20 protein-coding genes are annotated in these 22518 nt (G+C 60.0%); 12 read left to right on the top strand and 8 right to left on the bottom strand.

All coding sequences use genetic code 11. The annotated features are described in order from the left end of the window. Positions 1-108: 108 nt before the first annotated feature. The 4 genes from LOY36_RS16650 (at position 109) to LOY36_RS16635 (ending at position 4409) form a co-directional block, all read left to right on the top strand. Positions 109-1032 carry a sugar phosphate isomerase/epimerase gene (locus LOY36_RS16650; RefSeq protein WP_258668913.1) on the top strand — a complete coding sequence of 308 codons (924 nt, stop codon included), beginning with the start codon at positions 109-111 and terminating at the stop codon, positions 1030-1032. Positions 1033-1057: 25 nt separating this feature from the next. Next, positions 1058-2227, top strand: coding sequence for a Gfo/Idh/MocA family protein (locus LOY36_RS16645; protein ID WP_258668911.1), 1170 nt, complete (start codon positions 1058-1060; stop codon positions 2225-2227). Positions 2228-2505: 278 nt separating this feature from the next. Further along, on the top strand, positions 2506-3726 hold the full coding sequence (locus LOY36_RS16640; protein WP_258668909.1) for a helix-turn-helix domain-containing protein: 1221 nt from the start codon (positions 2506-2508) through the stop codon (positions 3724-3726). 50 nt (positions 3727-3776) lie between these two features. Continuing rightward, entirely contained in the window at positions 3777-4409 is a 633-nt protein-coding gene (locus LOY36_RS16635) for a PQQ-binding-like beta-propeller repeat protein (protein ID WP_064618500.1), read from the top strand. Positions 4410-4427: 18 nt separating this feature from the next. On the opposite strand, the gene LOY36_RS16630 is transcribed toward LOY36_RS16635, so the two are convergent. Further along, the gene (locus LOY36_RS16630; protein ID WP_258668908.1) at positions 4428-4697 is read right to left on the bottom strand and encodes a hypothetical protein; all 270 of its coding nucleotides are present in this window, start codon (positions 4695-4697) and stop codon (positions 4428-4430) included. A 281-nt stretch (positions 4698-4978) separates the two neighbouring features. Here LOY36_RS16630 and LOY36_RS16625 point away from each other — a divergent pair, with 281 nt between their 5' ends. Beyond that, complete coding sequence (locus tag LOY36_RS16625) at positions 4979-6067, top strand: hypothetical protein (RefSeq protein ID WP_258668907.1); 1089 nt, start codon at positions 4979-4981, stop codon at positions 6065-6067. Positions 6068-6083: 16 nt separating this feature from the next. Then, a complete protein-coding gene (locus LOY36_RS16620) occupies positions 6084-6437 on the top strand; it encodes a DUF1428 domain-containing protein (RefSeq protein ID WP_018930098.1) in 354 nt (117 codons plus the stop codon). Positions 6438-6450: 13 nt separating this feature from the next. Here the strand turns inward: LOY36_RS16620 and LOY36_RS16615 are convergent, their stop codons facing one another. Continuing rightward, complete coding sequence (locus LOY36_RS16615) at positions 6451-6645, bottom strand: hypothetical protein (protein ID WP_018930099.1); 195 nt, start codon at positions 6643-6645, stop codon at positions 6451-6453. 125 nt (positions 6646-6770) lie between these two features. Here LOY36_RS16615 and thpR point away from each other — a divergent pair, with 125 nt between their 5' ends. Further along, positions 6771-7310 (top strand): RNA 2',3'-cyclic phosphodiesterase, encoded by a 540-nt coding sequence (thpR, locus tag LOY36_RS16610; RefSeq protein WP_258668906.1) that lies wholly within the window; start codon positions 6771-6773, stop codon positions 7308-7310. Between the two features lie 275 nt (positions 7311-7585). Here thpR and LOY36_RS16605 read toward each other — a convergent pair whose 3' ends face one another. From LOY36_RS16605 to LOY36_RS16585, 5 genes are all read right to left on the bottom strand, one after another. Further along, a complete protein-coding gene (locus tag LOY36_RS16605; protein ID WP_258668905.1) occupies positions 7586-8683 on the bottom strand; it encodes a polyamine ABC transporter substrate-binding protein in 1098 nt (365 codons plus the stop codon). 256 nt (positions 8684-8939) lie between these two features. Next, positions 8940-9824: an ABC transporter permease subunit gene (locus LOY36_RS16600; protein ID WP_258668903.1), complete on the bottom strand. Its 885-nt coding sequence runs from the start codon at positions 9822-9824 to the stop codon at positions 8940-8942. Then, positions 9821-10702: an ABC transporter permease subunit gene (locus LOY36_RS16595; protein WP_258674192.1), complete on the bottom strand. Its 882-nt coding sequence runs from the start codon at positions 10700-10702 to the stop codon at positions 9821-9823. Before LOY36_RS16595 ends, LOY36_RS16600 begins: the two co-directional genes overlap by 4 nt. A gap of 29 nt (positions 10703-10731) precedes the next feature. After that, the gene (gene potA / locus LOY36_RS16590) at positions 10732-11874 is read right to left on the bottom strand and encodes a polyamine ABC transporter ATP-binding protein (protein ID WP_018930104.1); all 1143 of its coding nucleotides are present in this window, start codon (positions 11872-11874) and stop codon (positions 10732-10734) included. 244 nt (positions 11875-12118) lie between these two features. Continuing rightward, entirely contained in the window at positions 12119-12880 is a 762-nt protein-coding gene (locus LOY36_RS16585) for a gamma-glutamyl-gamma-aminobutyrate hydrolase family protein (protein ID WP_019580263.1), read from the bottom strand. A 279-nt stretch (positions 12881-13159) separates the two neighbouring features. Between LOY36_RS16585 and LOY36_RS16580 the strand changes: the two genes are divergently transcribed. From LOY36_RS16580 to LOY36_RS16565, 4 genes are all read left to right on the top strand, one after another. Continuing rightward, positions 13160-14536, top strand: coding sequence for a glutamine synthetase family protein (locus LOY36_RS16580; RefSeq protein ID WP_007938775.1), 1377 nt, complete (start codon positions 13160-13162; stop codon positions 14534-14536). A 188-nt stretch (positions 14537-14724) separates the two neighbouring features. Then, a complete protein-coding gene (locus tag LOY36_RS16575) occupies positions 14725-16215 on the top strand; it encodes an aldehyde dehydrogenase (RefSeq protein WP_258668899.1) in 1491 nt (496 codons plus the stop codon). 52 nt (positions 16216-16267) lie between these two features. Next, positions 16268-17563: an FAD-binding oxidoreductase gene (locus LOY36_RS16570; protein ID WP_019648644.1), complete on the top strand. Its 1296-nt coding sequence runs from the start codon at positions 16268-16270 to the stop codon at positions 17561-17563. 361 nt (positions 17564-17924) lie between these two features. Continuing rightward, entirely contained in the window at positions 17925-18473 is a 549-nt protein-coding gene (locus LOY36_RS16565) for a cupin domain-containing protein (protein ID WP_008011722.1), read from the top strand. A 115-nt stretch (positions 18474-18588) separates the two neighbouring features. Here LOY36_RS16565 and LOY36_RS16560 read toward each other — a convergent pair whose 3' ends face one another. Further along, the gene (locus LOY36_RS16560; protein ID WP_258668898.1) at positions 18589-20406 is read right to left on the bottom strand and encodes a di-heme-cytochrome C peroxidase; all 1818 of its coding nucleotides are present in this window, start codon (positions 20404-20406) and stop codon (positions 18589-18591) included. Between the two features lie 387 nt (positions 20407-20793). Here LOY36_RS16560 and LOY36_RS16555 point away from each other — a divergent pair, with 387 nt between their 5' ends. Beyond that, positions 20794-22500, top strand: coding sequence for a ShlB/FhaC/HecB family hemolysin secretion/activation protein (locus tag LOY36_RS16555; RefSeq protein ID WP_258668897.1), 1707 nt, complete (start codon positions 20794-20796; stop codon positions 22498-22500). Positions 22501-22518 lie beyond the last annotated feature (18 nt).

Here is a 22518-nt window from a genome sequence, read left to right as displayed (position 1 = left end):
GGTTTTGACAGGTATCGCTCAGGGACTATAGCAGCCGTGCATCTGCCCACCTTAGGATTTCTTCCAGCGAAACATCGCTACCCATAACAATAATTTCCGGAGCCTGACATGACCCTCCACATCTCCACCGCGCCTTGTTGCTGGGGCGTCGACGACGTCAACAATCCTCATCTGCCGGCGTGGCAACAGGTTCTTGGCGAAGCGGCGCAAGCGGGGTATCGCGGCATCGAATTGGGGCCATACGGTTACCTGCCACTGGACGCCGACGCGGTGGGTTCGGTGCTGGTCGAACACGGCCTGCACGTGGTGGCCGGTACGATATTCGACAATCTGGTCGACCCCGCCAACCTGTCCAGCCTGCTGAATCAAACCCGCAATATCTGCGCATTGCTCAAGCAGTTGCCGGCGATTTCACTGGAGCCGGGGCAACGTTTCGCCATGCCGTGTCTGGTGGTTATCGATTGGGGGCATGAGGAGCGTGACTACGCCGCTGGCCACTCTGACCGCGCACCGCGCCTGGCGCCCGATGCCTGGCGGGGCATGATGGCCCATATCCGCGCCATCGCCGAGTTGGCGTGGACGGAATTCGGTGTGCGCACGGTGATTCATCCGCACGCCGGGGGCTACATCGAGTTCGCCGATGAGCTGGCCCGACTGGTCGAAGACATCCCCTACGAAGTGGCTGGCCTGTGTCTGGACACCGGCCATCTGTATTACGCCGGTATGGACCCGGTGCAGACCCTGCGCCAGTACGCGGACCGCGTGGATTACCTGCATTTCAAAGACATCGATCAAGCCGTGTTCGATCAAGTGCTGGGCGAACACATCACCTTCTTCGCTGCGTGCGCAAGAGGCGTGATGTGCCCGATCGGCCAGGGTGTCATCGACTACGGCGCCTTGCGCGAGCTGATCACCGAGATCGGTTACCAGGGTTACATCACGGTCGAGCAAGAACGTGATCCACGTAACGCCCACGGCAGTCTGCGCGACGTGGCTGCCAGCCGAGCCTACCTGTCCCGGGCGGGTTTCTGATTTCTCTCATGCGAAGGACTTTTCGATGATCAATGGCAGCAAGCGAATTCCTCAACCAATCCGCTGGGCGATGGTGGGCGGCGGGCGTGACAGTCAGATCGGCTACATCCATCGTTCGGCGGCCCTGCGTGACCAGTCGTTTGCACTGGTGGCCGGCGCCTTCGACCTGGACCCGCAACGCGGTCGGGACTTTGGTGTGCAACTGGGTGTCGACCCCGAGCGGTGTTATGCCGACTATCGCAGCCTGATTGAAGGGGAAGCGGGGCGGGCGGATGGCATCCAGGCCATATCCGTGGCGACGCCCAATGGCACTCACTTTGAAATCACCAAGGCCGCTCTGGAAGCTGGGCTGCATGTGGTCTGTGAAAAACCGCTGTGCTTCACCCTTGAGCAAGCGCAAACCCTGCGCGAAATCGCGTTGTCGCGAAACCGGGTGGTGGGGGTGACCTACGGCTACGCCGGGCACCAGTTGATCGAGCAAGCGCGGGAAATGATCGCCCGTGGCGAGCTGGGTGAGGTGCGCATGGTGCACATGCAGTTTGCCCATGGCTTCCACTGTGAGGCGGTCGAGGCGCAGAGCGAGGCGACCAAATGGCGAGTCGATCCGCGCCTCGCCGGCCCCAGTTATGTGCTGGGCGACGTCGGCACTCACCCACTGTACCTGTCGGAAGTCATGCTGCCCGAGCTCAAGATCAAACGGCTTTTGTGCACCTGTCAAAGCTTTGTCAAAAGCCGCGCGCCGCTGGAGGACAACGCCTACACACTGATGGAATACGAAGGCGGGGCCATGGGCAGTGTGTGGTCGAGCGCGGTGAACGCCGGCTCCATGCATGGCCAGAAGATTCGCGTGATCGGCTCCAGGGCCAGCCTTGAATGGTGGGACGAGCGGCCGAACCAGTTGTCATTCGAAGTCCAGGGCAAACCCGCCCAGGTGTTGGAGCGCGGGATGGGCTATCTGCATCCCCATGCGTTGCTTGATGACCGGATCGGTGCCGGGCACCCGGAAGGGCTGTTCGATGCATGGGCCAACCTCTATTACCGTTTCGCCCTGGCCATGGACGCCGCCAACCGTGGTGATCATGAGCAACTGGCAACGCTGCGTTATCCAGACATCAATGCCGGTGTCGAAGGCGTGCGCTGGGTCGAGCGCTGCGTCCATTCTGCGGACCTGGGTGGGGTGTGGGTCGATTACTGAGTAACGGACGCACTCTCAGTAGCAGCTGCCGAGCCTGCGAGGCTGCGTTCGGCTGCGTTCGGCTGCGTAGCAGTCGTGAAATCAGATATCGCGGTGTGTCAGGAAAACCTTGTATACAGGGTTTGCGACGGCTTCGCCGCCGAACGCAGCCTCGCAGGCTCGGCAGCTGCTACAGAGAGTGAGCGGTACCCCTGGCAGATCGGCGTGCGGCTGAGCAGTCGTGAGATAGACTGATCAGCGGACATCGGACGTAGGGGGTGACAGGTGGCGCGATTCACATGGACTCGCTGATCACCGCAGCAGCGCGTGCGCTCGCGGCGGGTGATCCGCTCGGCGCGCTGAACCGCATCGCCTTGCGTGACGATGCGCCCGCGCTCGCCCTTCGAGGCATCGCGATGGCGCAACTGGGTGACCTTGTGCGGGCGAAGGCGCTGGTGCGAAGTGCCGCGCGGGCGTTCGGTGCGAAGGAGGCCTTGGCCCGCGCGCGGTGTGTCGTCGCCGAGGCCGAGATCGCGCTCGCCTCCCGTGACCTGAACTGGCCGGTGAAGGCGCTCGATGCCGCGCGGGCGACGCTTCAGGCACACGGCGATTGGGTCAACGCCGCCCATGCACGCTATCTCGAGATTCGCCGCTTGCTGCTGATCGGGCATCTCGACGAGGCCGAGCAACGTCTCGCCGAACTCGATCCCACGCCATTACTGCCCGCGTCGAGGGCCGCTTACGAACTGGTTCTGGCGGGCATCGCGATGCGTCGTCTGCAAACGAAAGCGGCGCGCGCGGCACTTGAATGGGCCGGGCATGCCGCGCAGCACGCGGGCATCCCGGCACTGATCGCTGAGGTCGAAAGCGCCTCGCGCATCCTCGACACACCGGCGGCACGGCTGATTATCGGTGGCCAGGAGCGGTCGCTGTTGCTCGATGAGATTGAAGCGTTATTGGCATCCCCCACGCTGGTGGTGGACGCTTGTCGATATGTGGTGCGCGACGCAGGCTCGGAGGTTTCACTCGCCCGGCGTCCGGTGCTGTTTGCGCTCGCCCGGGCGCTGGGCGAAGCATGGCCCGCCGACGTGCCGAGGGAAACGCTGATTGCGCGAGCCTTTCGGATGAAGCACGCGGATGAGTCCCATCGTGCGCGATTGCGCGTCGAACTCGGGCGGCTGCGCGGGGCGCTGCACCTGATCGCCGACGTGGTCGCGACCCCGCGAGGGTTTGCGCTGGTGCCACGGCTTGCGCCTGACGTCGTGGTGCTGGCGCGGCCTGTCGAAGAGCAGCATGCGACGCTGCTCGCCTTTCTCGCTGACGGCGAGTCGTGGTCGAGTTCGGCCCTGGCGTTGGCGCTCGGCGCCAGTCAGCGCACCGTGCAACGAGCCCTCGACACGCTGGCGGCGACCGGCAAGGTGCAGTCGTTCGGTCATGGCCGGGCTCGTCGCTGGATGTTCCCGCCGGTACCCGGATTCGCGACGGGATTGTTACTCACGGCGTTGCTGCCCAGTGATTAGCATCCTCTTCACAAACCCAGTGAACGCAGTCAGTAAACGAGGAGCAAGAGATGAAACATTCAACGGCTGAAATCATCCGCGAATACGGGCCTTTTCCGGGCATCGACCACGTGCATGGCGTCACCCATGACGGTCAACGTGTTTGGTTTGCCTCCGGCGACAAACTCAACGCCCTGGACCCGGCCAGCGGCAAAACCCTGAAATCGATCGATGTCGCCGCCCACGCGGGCACCGCTTTCGACGGCCAGCACCTGTTTCAGATCGCCGAGGATCGCATCCAGAAAATCGACCCGCAGACTGGCCGCGTGCTCTCCACCATCCCCGCGCCCGGTGGCGGTGGTGACTCCGGGCTGGCGTGGGCCGAAGGCACGCTCTGGGTCGGTGAGTATCGCGAGCGCAAGATCCATCAGGTCGACCCCCAGACCGGAGCGGTGCTGCGCACCCTCGAATCCAACCGCTTCGTCACCGGGGTGACCTGGGTCGAGGGCGATCTGTGGCACGGCACCTGGGAAGGTGACGAGAGCGAGCTGCGACGAGTCGATCCGGCCACGGGCGAGGTGTTGGAGAGCGTCCAGATGCCGGCTGGCGTCGGCGTGTCGGGGCTTGAGTTTGATGGACACGACCGGTTTTTCTGCGGCGGTGGCAACAGCGGGAAGGTGAGGGCTGTGCGCCGGCCTGAATGACAGGCTGCACCCAGCCTGTCAGAAGGTGAACGCTTGCGCCGAGCGTGACGGACGCTGAGTCATCTCGGTCTCCAGCAGATGCTCAACCAGCACATCATTCAAAAAGCGGAACTGATCGTTGAGCCCGACCACTTCGTTACTGAAGTGGTGGGTGGCCGCTGGCATCAGCAAGGTTTCGAATTGCTTGTCGAACACCAGCGCGACGGCTTTGCGAGAGACGACCTGTTGCGAATAGTAGTTGCTGCCGAACACCGGAAAGCTGAACGCAAGGCTGACGGGATAAATCATGATGGGCCCCTCCGATGCGGGGTTTACGTGGTAATGAGTTGATGCTGCACCAGGCGGTTTTTTTGCGGAAGGCATTCGCGGCGATGGTGAGTATCAACGTGGATGATGGTGGCGTTCTTCGGTGGTCTTGCGGGCCTCTTCGCGAGCCTGCTCGCGAAGGCTTTTTTCAGGGCGCAACCACGCTTCCTGACGGACGGCCCCCGGCCCCGATCTATACTCAAATCAACATGCTTTTACGCGTCGAACGCTCCGTTCGACGCAGACTGTAGGACACTGCGATCTTGAACCTGCGTTCGCTGATCGTCGCTGTGTTGGTGGTACTGGCGGGATGCGTCACGTCTGCGCGTGCCCCGATAGCCGTGGCGCCGGTGGTAGTTTCCCAGAGCACCTGGCAGCAGGTGGACCAGGAAATTGTCGCGGCTTCGCAGCAGGCCACCGAACAGGCCAGGGTATACGCCCGCGGGTCCATGGAACATTGGCGCACGCGGGTTTACGAACAGACCGAAGAAGTCTTCATCCCGTGGTTCAGCAGCTACTGGACCCAGGAATGGCTGTCGTTAAAGGTCAGCTGGTACACCATCAACGCCGGGGGCGAACAAGATGCCTCGGCCAAACGCCTGGCGGCCTATCTGTTGGAACAATATCACCAGAAAGTGCTGGACCCGGTAGCGGTGGAGATCGATCCCGACGAGATCCTCGGGCAGGCGACGGCGTTTTACGTGCAAGCTCTCGGCCAGCAACTTCAGGTCATCTCCCAGCGTCATGGCGTGCCAATGGCGCAGCTCAATGAGCGTATCCGCAAAATTCCGGCGATTTCGCTGGGCCCACCGCCCGCCCGTGACGCGTCGCTGTATCAGGTGGTGCACAGTGAACCTCTGACTAAATTGCCGGCCTACGCGGCGTTGATCGACAAGATCCACGCGGCAGGCGGTGAGAAGGGTATTGCCTCGACGGACGCCGGCATGACGCCGGTGGCCAAACGCGCAAGTAAGCGGATGGAAGCCGAAATGGCCCCACGAGGCGCGGCCGGTGCCGTGGCGGCAGCAGCGGGGAAACTGGCCGGGGCGGTGATTTCCCTGGGAGTGGCGGGGGTGCGTGCGGTTATTCAAGCCAACGACCGACCCGATAGCGAGGCGCTGATCCGCAGCAGCCTGGGCGACTCATTCGACAAGGCGTGGCTGAAGCTGGTGCAAAACCCTACCACCGGTGTCATGGCCGGAACGCTGTACATGGCCGGGCAAATCGAAGGCAGCCTGGCCCAGCCCGTTGCACAACCTCTTGCACAGCCCGTCGAACCGTCGGTCGGCTTGGGTGCGGGATCTGTCGATTGGAGCCACGCTGGATCGACTACCCAGCAGATCAACCCATAACCCGAGGAGAACGATCATGGCTTACGTTGATGGCTTCGTCGCAGCAGTACCCAAGGCCAACCGCGAAAAGTTCAAGAAACACGCGGAGTCCGCCGCCGCAATTTTCAAGGAAAACGGCGCGCTCAGCCTCGCTGAATGCTGGGGCGACGACGTGCCTGATGGCAAAGTGACGTCGTTTCCCATGGCGGTCAAACTCAAGGAAGACGAGACCGTGGTGTTTTCCTGGATCGTCTGGCCGGACAAGGCCACCCGTGACGCCGGTATGGCGAAACTGATGAGCGATCCGCGGATGCAACCAGACGTCAATCCGATGCCGTTCGACGGCCAGCGGGCGATTTTTGGCGGTTTCGAAATGCTCGTCAAAGCCTGAAGAGGCGGCAGGATCACTCCGGCGTCGGGGTGATCCTGCAGCTTTTACGATTGCGAATTTCGCTGTCCGACGGCCGCTCCTTGATGAACTCGAAGCGCGGCTCGCCTTCGTTGTAATGAACCAGCCAGCCCCATTCCAGCTCGGACTCATCCTGGCCGGGCTTCGGTGGCACGGCCCACCACGGCTCTTTGCTGATGACCTGACGCATGGCGTCCTCCCGCCGATTCGGTTGCTTCAACTATAACGCGCATACCGACAGGTGCCAGAAATGCACTTGCTGACGTGGTATCCCTTTGTAAAATCAGAGGGTCCCCGAGCATTGAGGTGCCCGACATGAGCGATGAAACCCGCGAGCCGTTCAAACGGCTGTTTTTCGCCCTGAACTGCGCCCCCGAACAACGCCGGGCCATCGCCCAATGGCGCAGCGCACTGGGGCTCAACGTCGGGCGCCCGGTGCCGGCGGAAAACTTTCATCTGACCCTGCTGTTTCTCGGCACGGTGGGCATGGCGCAAATAGCGGGTATCTGCAAGGCCGCCGCCAATATCCGCACGTCCGGCGTGCCGTTGACGGTGGTGCTGGATCGGCTGGACGTCTGGCGTCGCTCCGGGGTGTTGCTGCTGGCGCCCGCGCAGGCGGCACCGGAGTTGCTACGCCTGGTGTATGCGCTGGAGCAGGCCATGCTGCCGTTCGGTTTTGAAGACACCCATCGGGAATTCCGCCCGCATTTGACCTTGATGCGCGACTACCGGGCACCGGTCCCCGAATCCGCGACGCCGCCCGAGTTTTACCTGCGCGCCGATCGCTTCAGCCTGTTCGAGTCCCATAAAGGCCGATACATAGCGCTGGCCGAGTGGCCACTGGTCTCTGCCTAAACGAACACAAAAAAAGGCGCCCGAGGGCGCCCGAAACTCACCTTAACCGACGAAGCCAGGTGAGGCCGTTCATCAGAGAGGAGTGCAGCGGTGGTAAGGCGCTGCGTGAACGGAAAAGGATCGCTTTCGCGAATGAATTCGCCCCCCCCCCGTAGGAGCTGCCGAAGGCTGCGATCGTTTGATTTTCAGCGGTCTCGAAAAGATCAAGATCAAAAGATCGCAGCCTTCGGCAGCTCCTACAAAGGCAGGGCAGATTTGCGGTGCCGGTGTGTGGGTTATTTCCCCAACTTCACCCGCGTCCAGCCCCGAGTCATGATCCGCTGGGTGGCAATCGGCATGTCAGGAATGGCATACAACGTCGCCATCACCGCTTGCGGCGGATACGACCCCGGGTCGTCGCGGATCGCTTCATCCACCAACGGCGTGGCCGCTGCGTTGGCGTTGCTGTAGCCGATGCTGTTGGTGACTTCGGCGATGATGTCCGGGCGCATCAGGAAGTTCATGAACAGGTAGGCGTTGTCGACGTTGGCGGCATCCCGGGGAATGGCGACCATGTCGTAAAAACTGCCGGCGCCTTCTTTCGGGATGCTGTACTCGATCTTGACCTTGTCGCCGGCTTCCTGGGCGCGGGCCTTGGCTTGCAGCACGTCGCCGGAGTAACCGACGGCGACGCAGATGTTGCCGTTGGCCAGGTCGGAGATGTATTTCGACGAATGAAAGTAGGCCACCGACGGCCGGATCTTCATGAACAGCGCTTCGGCTTCGGCGATTTGCGCCTTGTCCCGGGAGTTCACCGGGTAGCCCAGATAGTGCAGGGCAGCCGGAAGCATTTCCGTCGGCGAATCAAGGAAGCTGATGCCACAAGCCTTGAGCTTGGCGGCGTTTTCCGGTTTGAACAGCAAGTCCCAGGAATTCACCGGCGCATTGGTGCCGAGCACTTCCTTGACCTTGGCCGGGTTGTAGCCGATGCCGATCGAACCCCACATGTACGGGAAGGCGTGGCTGTTATCCGGGTCGCTGGCCGAAGCATTTTTCAGCAGCACCGGGTTGAGGTTTTTCCAGTTCGGCAGTTTTGACTTGTCGAGTTCCTGATAGACCCCAGCCTTGATCTGCTTGGCCAGGAAACTGTTGGACGGCACCACGATGTCATAGCCCGATTTTCCCGCCAGCAGCCGTGCCTCAAGGGTTTCGTTACTGTCGAACACATCGTAGGTCACGCGGATACCGGTCTCGTCCTCGAACTTCTTGACGGTGTCCGGGGCGATGTAATCCGACCAGTTGTAGACGCGCAGAACCTTGTCATTGGCCTGGGCGCCAGCGGTCATTGCGCCCAATAAGGACAGTGTCAGCAGAGTCCTGCCAAACATTTTCATCGGTACAACTCCATTCTTTTTATTCAAATCACATAAAGCAAAAATGCGGTGAACACAAAGCCAGTGGCGAGGGGAGCTTGCCGTGGCGAGGGGGCTTGCCCCCGTTGGGCCGCGAAGCGGCCCCCAAACCTGTAAACGAGGTGTATCAGGCACACTGAATTCGCTGGTTTACGACTGCTTCGCAGCCGAACGGGGGCAAGCCCCCTCGCCACAACAAGCTCGCTCGCCACAGGTCAGTGCTCACTTGACAGTGGCGCTAAGCCGTTGCTTCTGCCATTTGCTTTTTCGGTTGTTGCCAGGACTCGCTCGCAGTCTGGTCCATCGCTTCCTGAATCGCTCGTTTGCGGGTGGCTTCGGCCCTGCGGCTGAAATACCAGACCATGAACGTGACGATCGACACCGCCAGCAGAATCAGACTGGCCACGGCATTGATCTCAGGCTTCACGCCCAGGCGCACCGCCGAGAACACTTCCATCGGCAGGGTCGTGGAGCCTGGCCCCGACACAAAGCTCGCCAACACCAAATCATCCAGCGACAAGGCAAACGACATCATGCCGCCGGCCGCCAGTGACGGCGCGATCATTGGAATGGTGATCAGGAAGAACACCTTGAGCGGCCGTGCGCCGAGGTCCATGGCGGCTTCTTCGATCGACAAGTCCAGCTCACGCAAGCGCGCCGATACCACCACCGCCACATACGCTGCGCAGAACGTGGTGTGAGCGATCCAGATGGTGACGATGCCGCGTTCCTGCGGCCAGCCGATCATCTGCGCCATGGCCACGAACAGCAGCAACAGCGACAGACCGGTGATCACTTCCGGCATCACCAGCGGCGCCGTCACCAGGCCGCCGAACAGCGTACGGCCCTTGAAGCGGGTGACGCGGGTCAGCACGAACGCCGCCAATGTGCCGAGCGCCACCGCCGCAATCGCGGTGTAGCAGGCGATTTCCAGCGAGCGCACCACCGAGCCCATCAGTTGCGTGTTGTCGAGCAGGCCGACGTACCATTTCACCGACCAGCCGCCCCACACCGTCACCAGTTTCGAGGCGTTGAACGAGTAGATCACCAGAATCAGCATCGGCAGGTAGATAAACGACAGGCCGAGCACCAGCATCAATCGTGAAAATCCGAAACGGTTCATCCCCGTCCCTCCATCTCTTTGGCCTGGCTACGGTTGAACAGCAGAATCGGCACAATCAGGATCGCCAGCATCACCACCGCCAGGGCGGACGCCACCGGCCAGTCGCGGTTGTTGAAGAACTCCTGCCACAGCACGCGGCCGATCATCAGGGTTTCCGGGCCACCCAACAGTTCCGGAATCACGAACTCACCCACCACCGGAATGAACACCAGCATGCAGCCGGCGATGATCCCGTTCTTAGCCAGCGGCACCGTGATTTTCCAGAAGTTGTTGAAGTTGCTCGAACCCAGGTCCGACGCGGCTTCCAGCAGGCTGCCATCGTGCTTCACCAGGTTGGCGTACAGCGGCAGCACCATGAACGGCAGGTACGCGTAAACCACCCCGATGTACACGGCGGTGTTGGTGTTGAGGATCTCGATCGGTTGCGACGTGAGCCCGGTCCACATCAGGAACGCGTTGAGCAAACCGTTGTTGCTGAGGATGCCCATCCACGCATACACGCGGATCAGGATCGCGGTCCAGGTCGGCATCATGATCAACAGCAGCAAGACGTTTTGCGCTTCCTTGCTGGCCTTGGTGATCGCATAAGCCATCGGGAAACCGATCACCAGGCACATCAGCGTGCTTAAAAACGCGACCTTCAACGAGCCGAAGTAAGCCGAGATGTACAACTCATCTGCGGTCAGCAGCGAGTAGTTGCCGAGGTTCAGCAGCAGCTGGAATTTCTGTTCGGCGAAGGTATAAATCTCGGAGTAGGGCGGAATAGCCAGGGCTGCTTCCGAGAAGCTGATCTTCATCACCAGGAAGAACGGCAGCAGGAAAAACAGGCACAGCCACAGGAATGGAATGCCGATGACCATTTTGCGGCCACTGGGCACCAGGCGCAGGAACTGCTGATTGAAGGTTCTCATGAGCGCAGTACCACGCCGCTGTCGTCTTCCCACCACACGTAGACCTGATCGTCCCAGGTCGGTCGTGCGCCACGGCGTTCGGCGTTGGCCATGAACGACTGGACGATCTTGCCGCCGGGCAGCTCCACATAAAACACCGAGTGGCCACCGAGGTAGGCGATGTCATGCACCTTGCCTTCGGACCAGTTGTAGCGGGTCTCGGGCTTGAGGGTGCTGACCAGCATTTTTTCCGGGCGGATGGCGTAGGTGATCGACTTGTCCTGCACCGAGGTACTCACGCCGTGGCCGACGTAAATCTTCTGCGCAAGGTCCGGGCTGTGGATGATCGCGTGACCTTCCAGGTCTTCCACAACGGTGCCGTCGAAGGCGTTCACGTTGCCGATGAACTCGCAGACCATGCGGCTGACCGGTGCTTCATAGATGTCGACCGGGCTGCCGATCTGGGCGATCCAGCCCAGGTGCATGATCGCGATGCGCTCGGCCATGGTCATGGCTTCTTCCTGATCGTGGGTCACCATCACGCAGGTCACGCCGACGCGCTCGATGATTTCCACCAGTTCCAGTTGCATCTGTGAGCGCAGCTTTTTATCCAGTGCGCCCATCGGTTCATCGAGCAGCAACAGCTTCGGTCGCTTGGCCAACGAACGCGCCAGTGCCACACGCTGACGCTGACCGCCGGACAACTGATGCGGCTTGCGTTTGGCGTATTGGGTCATGTGCACCAGGCGCAGCATTTCTTCGACACGGGCGTCGATTTCGCTGGCGGGCAAACGGTCCTGCTTGAGGCCGAAGGCGATGTTCTGCGCCACCGTCATGTGCGGGAACAGCGCATAGGACTGGAACATCATGTTGATCGGCCGTTCGTAGGGCGGCATGTCAGTGATGTCGACCCCGTCGAGCAGAATCCGCCCTTCGGTCGGGCGCTCGAAGCCGGCGAGCATGCGCAGCAGCGTCGATTTGCCCGAGCCGGAGCCACCGAGCAAGGCGAAGATTTCGCCCTGATGGATCTCCAGGGACACATCGTCCACGGCGGTGGTTTCGTCGAATTTCTTGGTGACGCGGTCGACTTTCACCAGCACCTTTTTCGGTGCCTGGTGACCATCAAGAGCCTTCCTGTAGATGCTGGAGGCGTTTGCCATATGAAACTCCCAACAGGTTTCAGTCGTCGGGCCAACACGGCCTGACTTAAGAGTGGATTGCAAACCCGGGCCGGGCGATGCCATTGAATTCAACGCTTACCGCTCGGGCTTATTCGGCACCGCCGTCCTGGCTGCCTGGTCGTACTTGTTGTTATTGCGGTTCATCTATTACGTGAGCCACCGGCGCGCAAAGGCACGCCCGCCAGACTCACGGGGGCAGTCAATCGATTGGTAATGTCTGAAGTCAGCGCGTATTGCGCAGCGCCGCCCGTTGTCGGCACGCCTCGCCAAACGCCTGGAAAATACTCAAGTAAGGGGGATTCGAAAGCACCTGCCATTCCGGGTGCCACTGCACACCGACGGCGAAGGTTTTGCTGTGCTCGACGGAGATCGCCTCGATCAAACCGTCCGGCGCGATCGCCTCAGCGCGCAGGCCGGGTGCGAGTCGGTCGATGCCCTGGCTGTGAATCGAATTGACCTGGAATACCTGCGGCAGGTCCAGTGCTTCGAACACGCCGCCCGGTTGCACATTCACTGCATGGGCCGGTGCGTATTGCACCGCCAAATCCGGACTGTCCGCTTCCCGGTGATCGAGCATGCCGGGCAGTTCGTGCACCTTCTGATGCAGGCTGCCGCCGAATGCCACGTTCATTTCCTGAAAGCCCCGGCAGATGCCGAGCACCGGAACACCGGCGGCAATCGCTGCGCGTAATAAGGGGAGGGTGGTGGCGTCCCGTTGCGGATCGTGATCCGTACCGGGAGCGCTGGCCGGGCCTTGATAGTGGAAGGGCTCCACATTCGACGGCGAGCCGGTCAGCAACAGACCGTCGAGCTGCGCGAGCAGCGCATCGGTTTCGGTCAGATCGCCTAGGGAGGGAATGACCACGGGCAGCCCCAAAGCCGCGACGCTGACAGCACGCAAGTACTTGTCGCCGCTGACGTGGTAGGGGTGCAGGCCAATCTGTTTGACGCACGCAGTAACGCCGATCAATGGCTTGAATGCCATTTTTATCACCTCGAAGTTTCACACTTGAACGAGCTTTTCCGGAGCTTAGCCTTGTTGATTTTAATTAACAACTCTCATGTAAAAAATTCTAAACGCCGATCGTCCGGTGCTGAGGATCTACGCGGTGCGCAAGCCTGATCTGGCACTCTGGTGCCCAAAAATGGCCAGAAAATAAAGGCTGAAAGGCCAGGTGTTCGCTATTGACTTCACTTTGCCGTTCGGGTTGACTGGCTCTCGCAAGTGAAGTGAACATAATAATTAACAGCTAATAGGTGCATCATGTCGGTCCCTCTGCGTGCCGTTCAACTCAACGAAGCAAACGCATTCCTTAAGCAACATCCTGAGGTTTTGTACGTCGACCTTCTGATTGCGGATATGAACGGCGTGGTGCGCGGCAAGCGCATCGAGCGCACCAGTCTCCACAAGGTCTACGAAAAAGGCATCAACCTGCCGGCCTCTCTATTTGCTCTGGATATCAATGGCTCGACGGTGGAAAGCACCGGCCTGGGTCTGGACATTGGCGACTCGGATCGCATCTGCTATCCCATCGCCGATACCCTCAGCATCGAGCCTTGGCAGAAGCGTCCGACCGCGCAGTTGCTGATGACCATGCACGAGCTCGAAGGCCAGCCGTTCTTCGCCGACCCGCGCGAAGTGCTGCGTCAGGTGGTAAGCAAGTTCGATGACATGGGTCTGACCATTTGCGCGGCGTTCGAACTGGAGTTCTACCTGATCGACCAGGACAACGTGAACGGTCGTCCGCAGTCGCCACGCTCGCCGGTGTCGGGCAAGCGTCCGCACTCGACGCAGGTGTACCTGATCGACGATCTGGACGAATACGTCGACTGCCTGCAAGACATTCTCGAAGGCGCGAAAGAGCAGGGCATCCCGGCTGACGCCATCGTCAAGGAAAGCGCCCCGGCGCAGTTCGAAGTCAACCTGCATCACGTATCCGACCCTATAAAGGCTTGCGACTACGCGGTGCTGCTCAAGCGTCTGGTGAAGAACATCGCCTACGACCACGAGATGGACACCACGTTTATGGCCAAGCCATATCCGGGTCAGGCGGGCAACGGTTTGCACGTGCACATTTCGATTCTCGACAAACAAGGCAACAACATCTTCGCCAGCGAGGATCCCGAGCAGAACGCCGCGCTGCGACATGCGATCGGCGGTGTGCTCGAGACCCTGCCCGCGCAGATGGCGTTCCTCTGCCCGAACGTCAACTCGTACCGTCGTTTCGGCGCGCAGTTCTACGTACCGAACTCGCCAAGCTGGGGCATCGATAACCGTACCGTGGCGGTGCGCGTACCCACCGGTTCGGCGGATGCCGTGCGCATCGAGCATCGTGTCGCCGGCGCCGATGCCAACCCGTACCTGCTGATGGCCTCGGTATTGGCTGGCATTCACCACGGCCTGACCAACGAAATCGAGCCGGGCGCCCCGGTGGAAGGCAATAGCTACGAGCAGAACGAGCAAAGCCTGCCGAACAACCTGCGCGATGCATTGCGCGAACTGGACGACAGCGAAGTCATGGCGCGCTACATCGACCCGCTCTACATCGACGTGTTCGTGGCGTGCAAGGAAAGCGAGCTGGCCGAGTTCGAGAACTCCATTTCAGACCTTGAGTACAACTGGTATCTGCATACGGTTTAACGGGGGCTGACACTAAACCTGTGGCGAGGGAGCTTGCTCCCGCTGGGTCGCGAAGCGACCCCTCCTTCTACCTGAAAAGAAGGGGACTGCTGCGCAGTCCAGCGGGAGCAAGCTCCCTCGCCACAGGTTACTCATCGCTTGCCCATCGGTTAACACGATCACTTATTTCTCTGCGTAGAGTCACAACCATGACAAACACTCGCAGCGACTGGGAGCAACGCTTCCAGTCCTTGACACTAGAAGGCCGCGCATTCATCGACGGCCAATACTGCCCGGCACTCAGTGGCGACACCTTCGAATGCATCAGCCCGGTCGACGGCCGCTTTCTGGCGAACATCGCCAGCACCGACGAAGCCGACGCCAATGCGGCAGTTGCCGTCGCGCGCCGTGCATTTGAATCCGGCATCTGGGCGCGGTTGGAGCCCGCAGAACGCAAGCGCATCTTGATTCGCTTCGCGGACTTGATCCTGGCCAACCGGGAAGAGCTGGCGCTGCTGGAAACCCTCGACATGGGTAAACCGATCAGCGATTCCATGGCCATCGACATTCCAGCGGCCGCCAACGCGATCCGCTGGAGCGCCGAAGCCATCGACAAAATCTACGACGAAGTTGCCGCTACACCGCACGACCAATTGGGCCTGATCACCCGCGAACCGGCAGGCGTGGTCGCCGCGATCGTGCCGTGGAACTTCCCGCTGATCATGGCCAGCTGGAAGTTTGCTCCGGCCCTGGCGGCGGGCAACTCGTTCATCCTCAAGCCTTCGGAAAAATCACCACTGACGGCGATCCGCATCGCGCAACTGGCCCTCGACGCCGGCATTCCCAAGGGCGTGTTCAACGTGTTGCCGGGCTTCGGTCACACCGTCGGCAAGGCGTTGGCGTTGCACATGGACGTCGACGTGCTGGCCTTCACTGGCTCCACCGCGATTGCCAAGCAACTGATGATCTACGCCGGGCAAAGCAACATGAAACGCGTCTGGCTCGAGGCGGGCGGCAAGAGCCCGAACGTGGTGTTCGCCGACGCGCCGGACTTGCGCGCAGCGGCTCGGGCAGCGGCCAGTGCGATTGCCTTCAACCAGGGCGAAGTCTGCACCGCCGGCTCGCGCCTGCTGGTGGAGCGCTCGATTCGCGAGCAGTTCATTCCGTTGCTGGTGGAAGCGCTGCAAGCCTGGAAACCGGGGCATGCGCTCGACCCTGAAACCACCGTCGGCGCCGTCGTCGATCAGCGCCAATTGGACAATGTGCTGCGCTACATCCAGGTCGGCAAAGACCAGGGCGCGCAACTGATTGCTGGCGGCAATCGCACCCTTGAAGGCACCGGAGGCCTGTACGTGGAGCCAGCGATTTTCGACGGCGTGACCAATGCCATGACCATCGCCCGGGAAGAAATCTTCGGTCCGGTGCTGTCGCTGATCACCTTTGACACCGCTGAAGAAGCGCTGCAGATCGCCAACGACAGCATCTTCGGCCTCGCCGCCGGCGTCTGGACCAGCAACCTCAGCAAGGCGCACACCTTCGCTCGCGGCTTGCGCGCCGGCAGTGTCTGGGTCAACCAGTACGACGGCGGCGACATGACCGCGCCGTTCGGTGGGTTCAAGCAGTCGGGTAACGGTCGGGACAAATCGCTGCACGCGTTCGACAAATACACCGAACTCAAAGCGACCTGGATCAAGCTCTGACACCTTTACAGCGGCGGTCGCCGGCGCATGTCGGCGGCCCTCGGAGAAATGTATGAAACACAGCTCTACACAAAATCATGTAAACAGCTACTACGCCGCAACCCGCAACCAGACTGGCGATTACCCGGTTCTTGAAGAGCTGGTGGAATGCGACGTCTGCGTGATCGGCGCTGGCTACACCGGTCTGTCCTCGGCGCTGTTCCTCAGCGAAGCGGGCTACAGCGTAACGGTACTGGAAGCCGCCAAAGTCGGCTTCGGCGCCAGCGGTCGCAACGGCGGCCAACTGGTCAACTCCTACAGCCGCGACGTCGATGTGATCGAAGAGCGCTACGGCGACAAAACCGCCGAAGTGCTCGGCAGCATGATCTTTGAAGGCGCCGACATCATCCGTTCGCGCATCAAGGAATACGACATCAAATGCGACTACCGCCCTGGCGGCATCTTCGCAGCGCTGAACAAGAAGCAGCTCAATGGCCTGGCCGAGCAGAAGCGTAACTGGGAACGCTACGGCAACAACAACCTGAAAATGCTCGACGCCTCGGACATCCAGCGCGAAGTCGGTTGCGACAACTACGTCGGCGGACTGCTGGACATGCAGGGCGGCCACATCCACCCGCTGAACCTGGCCCTCGGCGAAGCCGCCGCGATCATTCGCCTGGGCGGCAAAATCTACGAACAATCCGCCGCCGTGGACATCTCCTACGGCGAGCCAATCACCGTGCGCACCGCCAAAGGCGTGGTGCGGGCCAAGTACCTGCTGATCGCCGGCAACGCCTACCTACCACAAGACCTCGACAACCGCGTGACCCGCAAAAGCATGCCTTGCGGTTCGCAAATCGTCGTCACCGAGCCGTTGTCGGAGAAGGTCGCCCGCAGCCTGATCACCAATAACTACTGCGTCGAAGACTGCAATTACCTGCTCGACTACTACCGCCTCACCGCCGACAACCGCCTGCTGTACGGCGGCGGCGTGGTCTACGGCGCCCGCGAGCCGGACGACATCGAACAACTGATCCGCCCGAAAATCCTCAAGACCTTCCCGCAACTCAAGGACGTGAAAATCGACTACCGCTGGACCGGCAATTTCCTGCTGACCATGTCCCGTATGCCGCAATTCGGCCGCATCGAGAAAAACGCCTACTACATGCAAGGCTACAGCGGCCACGGTGTCACTTGCTCGCACCTGGCCGGCAAACTGATCTCGGAAATGATCCGCGGCGACGCCGAACGCTTCGACGCCTTCGCCTCCCTGCCACACATGCCGATGCTCGGCGGCCGCACCTTCCAGGCCCCACTCACCGCCATGGGCGCGGCGTATTACGCCTTGCGAGACCGCTTCGGCATCTAGGTTGAACCTGCCGGCGGTCTCCGCCGGCCAAGGCTACGCATCACCCCTGTGGCGAGGGAGCTTGCTCCCGCTGGGGCGCGAAGCGGCCCCGCTTTTTGCCATTGATGCAATCCATGCGGGACAAACCTTCGTGGCCGAGGGGGCAAGCCCCCTCGCCACAGTTTCGACACCAGAACTGACTGACATCAGAAGCCGACAGCTTTTTTGCCAGCCGTTTATCGAACCTGCTGAGCAACACCCACAAACGTGATTTAATACCCGCCTTCCACGGTTCCGGGACGGGAAACGGCGTAATCCGCGGCCACCAGTCGCCCGCCACCCACCCCCATTACCCCTTAAGTAGTTCTCACATAAGGCTGTCATGGACACGGGCTCACGACTCAAATTAGTACGCGAAAGCTACAAACTGTCCCAGCGCGAGCTGGCCCGGCGTAGCGGCGTCACCAATGCCACCATCTCCCTGATCGAACAGAATCGCGTCAGTCCCTCCGTCAGCTCCCTCAAAAAACTGCTCGAAGGCATCCCCATGTCTTTGGCGGACTTCTTCACCTTCGACCAACCGCCACGCGAGCATCAGTATGTGTTTCGCGCCAATGAACAGCCGGACCTCGGGCGTCATGGGCTGCGGTTGTTGCTGATTGGCGCTTCGGTGCCGAGTCGGCAGATGCGGCTGTTGCGCGAGCAATACGCGCCTGGGGCGAGTTCGGGGGAAGAGCCGATTGTGCATGCTGAGGGGGAGGAGTGTGGGCTCGTAACTCGCGGCACGGTTGAGTTGACGGTGGATGGGCAGATTAGTGTGTTGAATGCCGGGGATGGATATTACTTCCCGACGACGTTGCCGCATCGGTTTCGCAATATTGGGGCGGATGAGGCAGAAATCATCAGCGCCAACACCCCGGCTAACTTCTGATACCTGAAGCAAACATTAAATCTGTACAGGCCTCCGGCGGGGCGACCAATACTTTCGGTCGCCCCTACCAGCAATTACCACTCCATACCTCAAGTGAGAGCGTCTGCGACGCCGTTCAAAGTGACTTCAAGTAGTCGAGAAGTTGTGACCTTTGGACATCACTGAGGCTGCCCACGCCATAGTCATGCCCGGCGTTGCTATTGCCATCAAGCTTGGTGTCGAAAAGAAACCAGTTCTTGTCCGATTTCTCGGTCTTGAATCCAACCCGTTTGTTATCGAACTCATTGGTCCCTGTGTAAAAACTCGACGGGCGCTGATGGGGTGGCAGCAGAAGGTCATTCAGGCTCGGTACAGAGCCGTTATGCAAATAGGGAGCTGTGGCCCAGATGCCGGTGAGGGGTCTTGCTTTATAGGCGAGAAGAGGAACGGTTGAACTGGCACGGTAGCAGTTGTATAGCCGTAGTGCTTTCTCATCCAAACGACTGAACAAGGCACGCTCCTTGAAGCCAGGGACTTTTTGAGGTTTGGTATCTATTCCAAGCAATCCATCGAAAGCCAGTTCGGCGACATCGCGCCCTTTACCCAGTAATGTCTCCAGGACGGTCACACCCAGCATGTTGTAGAGAAGGTCATTTGACTTGATGGGTCCTGATTTATCGACTTTGGAATAACCCGCCAACACTCCAGAATCCGCTTTAAATTGATAGGCATTGCACGCCATCCAGGGATCCGTGCCAATGGTCGAGTCTTTTGGGCTCTGGGCATTGAAATTGTCATTCGCGGAGATTGGAATCATGACCGCTTTGATGGGCGTGGCGAGATTGTTTCTATCAAGGGGGGCATGGCAGCCGGCACAATTTTCCGTAAATAATTTGGCGCCAGGCGTGAGGTCTTTTGGCAACTGCCCAGGCCACCGCGGAGGCTTCAGGGTATAAAGAGAACGTTCTAGAACATCCAGATTTTTCACGTTCACACTGGAGACAAACCCTGCCTTGGCCGCGGATTCTTTAACCGGGCGAATGTCGGCGAACACACCGATGGCCTCTCCTGCATTACGCCCCAGACCTCCGACATCGAGGCCTTCGCCCGTGAACGAGAAGAGTTTTGCTTTACTGACCATTCCGTTCCATTGGAGAACGTTGTGTTGAGGCGTATTCCAGAGAAATGGATAACTCACCGGCGCATCAGAGGGGTTAGGGGTAGGCGGTTTCGCTTGGGTGACTTGACTGATTTTGTTGAGAATGTGGCCCACTGCATCAAGGCGACCTGGGCCATATTGCAGATCTGTGGCATTCAATGTCTCGTTTTGGGCATAAAACGCATTCAAGCTATCCAGGGATTTTTTCAACCGTTGGCGATTCCCTTTCGACAGGTCATCACCCAGGACACTCTTTGCAAAGCGCTCAAATTTTTCAGGATCGGAAGCCGTTTTGCTTAAGGCCTCTCTAAAATATTTAAAGAAATTTTGAAAGTCGGCGTTCGTTGGCCCGCCATGGATCACAAGATTCTGCTCTTCAAATTTGATCTGAGCCGTGTGACAAGCAGAACAGTTCATCCCCACCCACGGCTCTCTCGACCCTTGTCCAAAAAACCAGCGGAGTTTAGTGAAAGACAGCTTGCTGTCGTGGCTATCATCCAAAACGAAACCCATCGGCAACGTAAAGCGCTTACCGTTATAAGACGGACGATAAGGCGTGTAACCGTAGGCGGAGATCGTTTTGTCACTCATGAACTTCTCCTCTGAACCAGGCTCTTCCAATGCAAGCGCCCAGGAGAGAGGGAGAATTCTCGATCCTTGTGAAAGTTCAAGCCAATTGGACTGGGTGGTGTCACTCCATCCCTGATCCAGAATGTCGGCAGCCTGAGCCATTGAATGAGCGCCGAAAAACAACAATGCAGCGCAGGCAAACGGGGGGGCTTTTAACTTGTTCATCAGATTCCCTTCTATTTGTAATTCCTGTTGAGACCCATCACGTTGGTAGCCAATAGCTACCAGCCATGAGTGTAGCCACAAAAAATATAGCTCTTTAATTTTGTTCCATGCCCCGTACCCGGACAGAGCCCGGGTTGTTCATTACGTAAAAAAGACCTTGCCGTTTGGCACTCCGCTTTTTCTCTGCGGACTACAGCGCCTTGGTGTTGTGAGCATTTTTCTACACCACATCAGGAAACGTCCTGCGCTCTCGTCGGAAGCGCCCGATTTAGCCATTACAAGTCATCCCTTAACCTCCTCGAATGAATCCGTTCATTGACGTCAAAATAGTGGCCATCTAATATCGCGCCACTATTGTGCTATCAGTCTCCATTCGAGGGATCGAACATGTACCCACCCGCCCTCGTGGCGAGGTTGTGCCTGGCTTTGCTGTGCCTTTCTCCGCTGAATCTTGCTCACGCCGCCCCCACCCCCGGTGAAACCGATCTGATCCGCGAACGTCAGGATCGCTTGCTCGACGAGCAGCGTCGGCGTCTCGAGGAGCTCAAGGAATTACCCGGCAAGGCAGCCAAACCCGCGCCTCCGACGGCCCCGGCCGACGCCCGTTGTTTCCCCATCAAGGACATCGAGCTCAAAGGCGCCGACAGTCTTTCGGACGGCGAGAAAAATCACCTGCTCAAGCCTTACATCGGCCAGTGCCTGGGCGTTACACAGCTCAACGAGTTGCTGAAAGTCATCACCGATCTGTACATCGAGAAAGGCCTGGTCACCAGCCGGGCCTACTTGCCGCAGCAGGATTTGTCCGCCGGGCATTTGAAGGTGCTGGTGGTCGAGGGCCGGCTCGAAGGGTTGAAGGGCGCGGAGGGCAGCCAGCTGTCGGACCGTGAACTGGCCATGGCTTTTCCCGGCAAGAGCGGGGAGCTGGTCAATCTGCGGGAAATCGAGCAGATGGTGGATCAGCTCAACCGCTTGCCGTCGAATCAGGCGCAGATGGAGTTGTCGCCGGGCAAGAACGTCGGTGGCAGCGAGGTGCTGGTCAAGAACACCCCGCAGAAGCCGTGGCGTGTCGGGTTGTCGCGCAGTAACGACGGCCAGCGCAGCACCGGCGAGCAGCAGTGGGGCACGACGTTCGATTGGGACAGCCCGCTGGGCCTGGCCGATCAGTTGATGCTGCGCGGCGGTCACGATGCGATGAGCGATCACCAGCACACCTCCAACAACGCGATGCTCAATTACAGCGTGCCGTGGGGCTGGTGGAACTTCAGTTACACCTACAGCCAGAGCGAGTACCGCTCGCAAGCCCAGGCCAACGGTTTCAACTTCAAGCAGACCGGCGACAGCGAAAACCATCAGTTGCGCGCCGAGCGGGTGATCCATCGCGACGCCCTGAGCAAGACCTCCCTCAGCACCGGTCTCTCGTACCTGCGCACCAACAACTTCATCGAAGACAGCAAGCTCAAGCTGAGCAGCAACCGCATCAGCGAAGCGCAGTTCGGCATCAACCACGGTCGGCGGGTCGGCAGTGCCTTCGTCAACCTCGACCTGGGCATGCAACAAGGCATCGGCGCGTTCGACGTCCAGGGTAACGGTGATCCGGGCCCCGGCGAGCCGAACGCGCGTTACCGCAAATACACCGCCACTGCGAGTTATCTGCAGCCGTTCAAGCTGTGGGGCGAGTCCTTCAGTTTCAGCAGCCTGATGACCGGCCAGCGCAGTGAAGACGTGCTGTTCAGCCCGCAGCGCACCAGCCTTGGCGGGCAGTCGTCGATTCGCGGTTACAAGGACCAGTCCTTGTCCGGTGACAGCGGCGGCTACTGGCGCAACGACCTGCGCTGGAGCCGTCCGGTAACCCTGGAATGGCTGCGCCCGGTGTTCGCCGAGTACGGCACCAGCCTGGGTTACGACCAGGGCGTGATCCGTGGCGACCGCTACAACGGCGATCAGCACGGGCGCATGTCCAGCGACTCCGTGGAGCTGTTTGCCCGGGGTCAGCATGTGGCCGCCAGCGTGACTTTTGCCCATTCCCTGGAACGCCCTGACGTGCTGACCGAGCGCGAAGCGCCGATCTATTTCCGCGTGGATTTCTTCCTCTAAATACGCCTCTTCGAGAAC

Source organism: Pseudomonas sp. B21-019 (genome assembly GCF_024749225.1).
Taxonomy (GTDB): Bacteria; Pseudomonadota; Gammaproteobacteria; order Pseudomonadales; family Pseudomonadaceae; genus Aquipseudomonas.
Note: the sequence above shows the minus strand (reverse complement) of the source record. Positions and strands in the feature narration are given on the sequence as shown.

Coding starts and splice junctions, on each gene's coding strand:
- LOY36_RS16650 (WP_258668913.1), top strand. CDS start 109: ATGACCCTCCACATCTCCACCGCGCCTTGTTGCTGGGGCGTCGACGAC.
- LOY36_RS16645 (WP_258668911.1), top strand. CDS start 1,058: ATGATCAATGGCAGCAAGCGAATTCCTCAACCAATCCGCTGGGCGATG.
- LOY36_RS16640 (WP_258668909.1), top strand. CDS start 2,506: ATGGACTCGCTGATCACCGCAGCAGCGCGTGCGCTCGCGGCGGGTGAT.
- LOY36_RS16635 (WP_064618500.1), top strand. CDS start 3,777: ATGAAACATTCAACGGCTGAAATCATCCGCGAATACGGGCCTTTTCCG.
- LOY36_RS16630 (WP_258668908.1), bottom strand. CDS start 4,697: ATGATTTATCCCGTCAGCCTTGCGTTCAGCTTTCCGGTGTTCGGCAGC.
- LOY36_RS16620 (WP_018930098.1), top strand. CDS start 6,084: ATGGCTTACGTTGATGGCTTCGTCGCAGCAGTACCCAAGGCCAACCGC.
- LOY36_RS16615 (WP_018930099.1), bottom strand. CDS start 6,645: ATGCGTCAGGTCATCAGCAAAGAGCCGTGGTGGGCCGTGCCACCGAAG.
- thpR (WP_258668906.1), top strand. CDS start 6,771: ATGAGCGATGAAACCCGCGAGCCGTTCAAACGGCTGTTTTTCGCCCTG.
- LOY36_RS16605 (WP_258668905.1), bottom strand. CDS start 8,683: ATGAAAATGTTTGGCAGGACTCTGCTGACACTGTCCTTATTGGGCGCA.
- LOY36_RS16600 (WP_258668903.1), bottom strand. CDS start 9,824: ATGAACCGTTTCGGATTTTCACGATTGATGCTGGTGCTCGGCCTGTCG.
- potA (WP_018930104.1), bottom strand. CDS start 11,874: ATGGCAAACGCCTCCAGCATCTACAGGAAGGCTCTTGATGGTCACCAG.
- LOY36_RS16585 (WP_019580263.1), bottom strand. CDS start 12,880: ATGGCATTCAAGCCATTGATCGGCGTTACTGCGTGCGTCAAACAGATT.
- LOY36_RS16580 (WP_007938775.1), top strand. CDS start 13,160: ATGTCGGTCCCTCTGCGTGCCGTTCAACTCAACGAAGCAAACGCATTC.
- LOY36_RS16575 (WP_258668899.1), top strand. CDS start 14,725: ATGACAAACACTCGCAGCGACTGGGAGCAACGCTTCCAGTCCTTGACA.
- LOY36_RS16570 (WP_019648644.1), top strand. CDS start 16,268: ATGAAACACAGCTCTACACAAAATCATGTAAACAGCTACTACGCCGCA.
- LOY36_RS16565 (WP_008011722.1), top strand. CDS start 17,925: ATGGACACGGGCTCACGACTCAAATTAGTACGCGAAAGCTACAAACTG.
- LOY36_RS16560 (WP_258668898.1), bottom strand. CDS start 20,406: ATGAACAAGTTAAAAGCCCCCCCGTTTGCCTGCGCTGCATTGTTGTTT.
- LOY36_RS16555 (WP_258668897.1), top strand. CDS start 20,794: ATGTACCCACCCGCCCTCGTGGCGAGGTTGTGCCTGGCTTTGCTGTGC.